The sequence below is a fragment of the Psychroserpens damuponensis genome (genome assembly GCF_000826655.1).
Lineage (GTDB): Bacteria > Bacteroidota > Bacteroidia > Flavobacteriales > Flavobacteriaceae > Psychroserpens > Psychroserpens damuponensis.
Map to the genome: position 1 here is coordinate 1 of NZ_JXJO01000014.1, position 4,185 is coordinate 4,185.

A 4,185-nucleotide genomic window follows, 5' to 3' on the forward strand; every position below is an offset into this window, starting at 1 on the left:
TTATACACGGTGTTAGGCACTGGCTTTTTCATTTAAAATAAGCTTTAAGTTTCGACCAAAAACTGACCTTTTTAGGTTGTCTTTTATTTTCTCTTTCCGCAATCTTGTCAAGAAACTTTTCTGGGTCAGTTAAAAATTCTACTGCGTTTGATTTCTTTAAATTCTCATAAATTAATTCCGATTTCGGTTCAAATAAAATTCCATCTGTATTAAAAACCATTAAGTCATTCTGTTCACATATATTGAGCATTCCGTTCAAAAATTCGGTTATATTTTCTCTTTTACGTAAATCCGCTCTGAATTGAAATTCCGAAATAATTTTAGTTTTTTTGTCATAAGCAATATGTGCGTCATTATCTTCAAGATTTTCTGAATTTCCTTTCCAACCTATAAATCCAGAATCTTCATCGTCATTCCAATCGCCACGTGAAACTAATTTGTCAATTTGTTCCGAAGTTTTTTTAATATCGAATTTTATATTCGTCCACCATTTTATAGTTTTCGCATCTTCAAAATCAGGGTCAGGAAATCCGTTGTTATAATTTACGTTTTCCCAATATTTTTCCCAACCATCATAATCAATTAATAATGTACTTGGAATTTCTCCGTATTTCTCTATTACAGCTTTTCTAGGAATGATATTTAATTGATATTGCCAAACAGCCATATGTTTCTCGATGTTTTTTTCAGCTTGTGCCTAACGTGTTTGTGTATGATTTCGTTGCGTGTTTAAGCACTAAAGTTAGCAAATAAATCACAGATAGAAAGTCCGCGAGGACTTTCGTAAGTAGGCTATAACTAGCAATGAATTATACACGGTGTTCTACGCAGTTTTTTATTCCACTTAATTATTCTTTCAGTTTCGTAATTCCGTAAACTAGCTAAATTTCGCAAGAGTAAATTCCTTTTTTCGGTTCAGTTTTACGCAACATTTATGATTTCCGTTTGAGTAATAATTCCGCAAGAGTAAATTCAGCGTTCTGTTCCAATTTTGTGTAATTTATTTAGTCGTTTTTAATTCCGTTCTATTAAAATTCGGTTGGAATTTTCTCTTTTCTTTCGTTACAAATTTTTTTCTCAATTGAAAATAAAAGATAGAGCCTAAAACTGGGAAAAACAGAACACCTAAAAGCCAAATTATATTCATTGTTGGACTTTTAAATTTCGATTTTATTATATCCAGAATTGCCCAAGTCCATAATATAACTGTTAAAATAACAAATCCGATAATCAATGTAGTTTCCATATTTTTTTATTCTTTATTTTCTGTTCAGCGTAATGTTTGTCTCAAATTGCGTAGAACGTGTTTGTGTATGATTTCGTTGCGTGTTTCAGCAACTAAATTAGTAAACTAAAACGAACCAGAGGAAATTCCGAAGGAATTTCCAAGTAGGCTAGAACTAGCAATGAATTATACACGATGTTGGCAAATCGTTTTTCATTCCGTTTTAATAAAGCTATAAATTTTCTTTTTTTCCTTTTTTAAATTTACATTTTGATAGCAATGTGAATTTGTGGAAAAATCATCATCATTATCTAATATAAAACAATTGAGAATTTTATTATTCAATCGAATCCACAAACCAACATCGGCAAGACAAGTTCGTTCAATTTTTAATTCTTTATTAATTCCCAAATCAGGATTAATTTGATAACTGTCAGTATTGAAAAAATCCGAGCGTTCTTTTGATTGTTCGTGTTGGCAATAAAAAAGCAACGTTCTAACAATATTCAATTCGATTATTTTTTCATTTGCAATTAATAATTCCGAACCTGTTTGTGGTTTAAATTTCTGATTTACTCTTTTCAGTGTTGCTATCATTACATACTGCTCAAAATCAGAAACAGACATGTTTATAAACTTCTTTTCAGGAATGAAACCCAGTTTTATTTTTTCGGCGCATTTAATTCCAAGTTCTATATAGAAATTATCATATTCAAAAATATAGAAGATTGGTTCGAGCCAAATTTTTTTCGGTGAATTTGATTTTAAGAACTCTATTAGTTTTAGTTCTTTTTCGGAAAACAAATACTCTTTCATTAATTATCCGTAATTTTTTTTAAATGTTTGCCAACGTGTTTGTGTATGGTTAGTTGCGTTGGCTAGCAACTAAATTAGTAAAAGAAAACGAACCAGAGGAAAATCCGCTAGGATTTTCCGAGTACACACAGAACTAGCAATTGATTATACACATTGTTGTGAGCAGTTATTATTCAGAAATTAATTTTCCGTTCAGGTCATATTCCTTTGAATTGCCAACTGGCTTATTATTCAAATATTTTTGTTTGCCTCTCAAATTTCCATTTTCATAAAAATAGGTTATCGTTCCATTTATTTTTCCGTTCAAGTTGGTTGGTACGCTACCCATTATTTGTCCGTTTTTATAATATTCAGCCCCAAATATTGATACTTCATTATGATACATTACGAGTGCGCTAATTTCTCCTGTTTCGTAGTAAGATTTAAAAACATTTAGTTTTCCATCATTGTAATGTTTTTCTAATCCAATTTGTCCGTTCTCATAATATGTCAATTCTATGTAAGAATCTAATTCTTTATTTATCCATTTTTTTTCCTCTTTTGTAATTCCATTATCCCACTTTTCAGAGATTATTATACGTTCATCTTTACAAGAATTCAGAAGTATTAATAATAAAATCGATATGCTGAAATATTTGATTTTCATTTTCAGAGTTTGTTTTGTTTAATTGCTCACAACGTTTTTGTGTATGGTTAGTTGCGTGGTTAAGCAACTAAGTTAGCAAACTTTTACGAACCCGTGAATATTCCGCAGGAATATTCGCAAGTAGTGAAGAACCTAGCAATTAATTATACACGGTGTTACCCAACGTTTTTTATTCCACGTTTTTCTAATTCCGCTTCTAATTCATTTCGTTTTTTCTTATAACTCCTACGAGCTTTATTGTACTGAACATTTTTCTCGTCTTCAATTAATTCCGCAATCAAATGTTCAATTTCGTTATCTTTTAATTCGTTTAGTTCTTTGAAATATAATTCTTGTCCAAATTCAATCGGTTCGAGTGATTCATTTTCAAGTACATTTATTCTTTCAATTGGCTTTTTAGTTTCCACTTCTGTCAACTCGTAATCGGTTTTTGGTAATTCCGATTCGCCAACTATTAGCAAATACTCACTTAAAATCCGTTTTTCTACAAATATTTTTCCTCCGCCAAATTTGTGTCGGTCAGACATATCTTTTTTAACTCCCGAAATCCAATATTCATCTCCAGTTTCCAAGTCAAAATAATTTCCGCTAATTCCAGTTCCATCGAGACTTTTAAATGCTTTTCCGTCAAAGTATATTGTTTTTCCGCTTTTCGAGAAGGAAACAAGTCCAATCCAAGCTGGACCATTTCCAGAAAATCCGCTTTTAAGTTCTAAATATTTAATTTCAGTTCGCATTTTTTTCAAATGTTGGGTAACGTGGTTGTGTATGGTTTGTAGCGTGTTACGGCTACTAAGTTAACAAAAACCCACGAACCTGAGAATATTCCGAAGGAATATTCCAGATGAGTATATATAAAGCTATTGACTATACACTGTGTTAGCTGTAGTAATTGGTTTTGTATTTATTTGAGTTCGTTTTTGGTTTTAAAATTCAAGTTCAGATCTAGAAAAGTAGGGTAGAAGTCAGTTTAAAAATTCCGACTGAGTGAGAATTTCACGCACAATTCAGATTTCGAGTAAGCAATTCACGTGTTGTTTTTTGCGTTTACAATTCCGATTGCGCAAACTAGCTAAAAAATCCAGCGTAAAGCAATTCAGGTTTCGAGTAAGAAATTCCGACTGAGTGAAATTCCAGAGTTGAGTGAGTATTCAATTCAGCCGTTTTATTCCAACGTTTCTAAATTCAGATTTCGAGTTAGTTTTTTACGCTCAATTCGGTTTAAAACACTTTGATTTTTTTATTTAAAATTCCGAATTTGGCTGCGCTGCGTTATTACAGCTAACGGTCTTGTGTATGATTTCGTTACGGAAAAATCGTCAAGATTTTTCCGAGTTAATACCCAAAGATAGCAAAAGTGTAGGGATTTTCCGCAAGGAAAATCCGCCGTAATGAATTATACACGTTGTTAGCTTTTAGTGCTTTTTTCAGATGTATAATTCGTTCCGCTTGTTTTGTTTAGTTTTGAATTCCGCTTCGTTTTTCATTCCGCAAACTT

Annotated in this window: 5 protein-coding genes; all 5 read right to left on the bottom strand. The window is 31.7% G+C overall.

The window, feature by feature from the left end; translation table 11 throughout:
* Positions 1–28: 28 nt before the first annotated feature.
* The 5 genes from TD29_RS17835 to TD29_RS18720 all read right to left on the bottom strand — a co-directional run bounded on the left by TD29_RS17835 (position 29) and on the right by TD29_RS18720 (position 3,424).
* Positions 29–667 (bottom strand): hypothetical protein, encoded by a 639-nt coding sequence (locus tag TD29_RS17835; RefSeq protein WP_052467005.1) that lies wholly within the window; start codon positions 665–667, stop codon positions 29–31.
* A 333-nt stretch (positions 668–1,000) separates the two neighbouring features.
* Positions 1,001–1,246, bottom strand: a complete 246-nt coding sequence (locus TD29_RS06820; protein WP_040279749.1) for a PLDc N-terminal domain-containing protein — start codon at positions 1,244–1,246, stop codon at positions 1,001–1,003.
* A gap of 192 nt (positions 1,247–1,438) precedes the next feature.
* Positions 1,439–2,041, bottom strand: coding sequence for a hypothetical protein (locus TD29_RS06825; protein WP_040279750.1), 603 nt, complete (start codon positions 2,039–2,041; stop codon positions 1,439–1,441).
* Positions 2,042–2,210: 169 nt separating this feature from the next.
* Positions 2,211–2,687, bottom strand: coding sequence for a toxin-antitoxin system YwqK family antitoxin (locus tag TD29_RS06830; protein ID WP_040279751.1), 477 nt, complete (start codon positions 2,685–2,687; stop codon positions 2,211–2,213).
* 155 nt (positions 2,688–2,842) lie between these two features.
* A complete protein-coding gene (locus tag TD29_RS18720) occupies positions 2,843–3,424 on the bottom strand; it encodes a mannose-1-phosphate guanylyltransferase (protein ID WP_174435339.1) in 582 nt (193 codons plus the stop codon).
* Between the last annotated feature and the right edge of the window lie 761 nt (positions 3,425–4,185).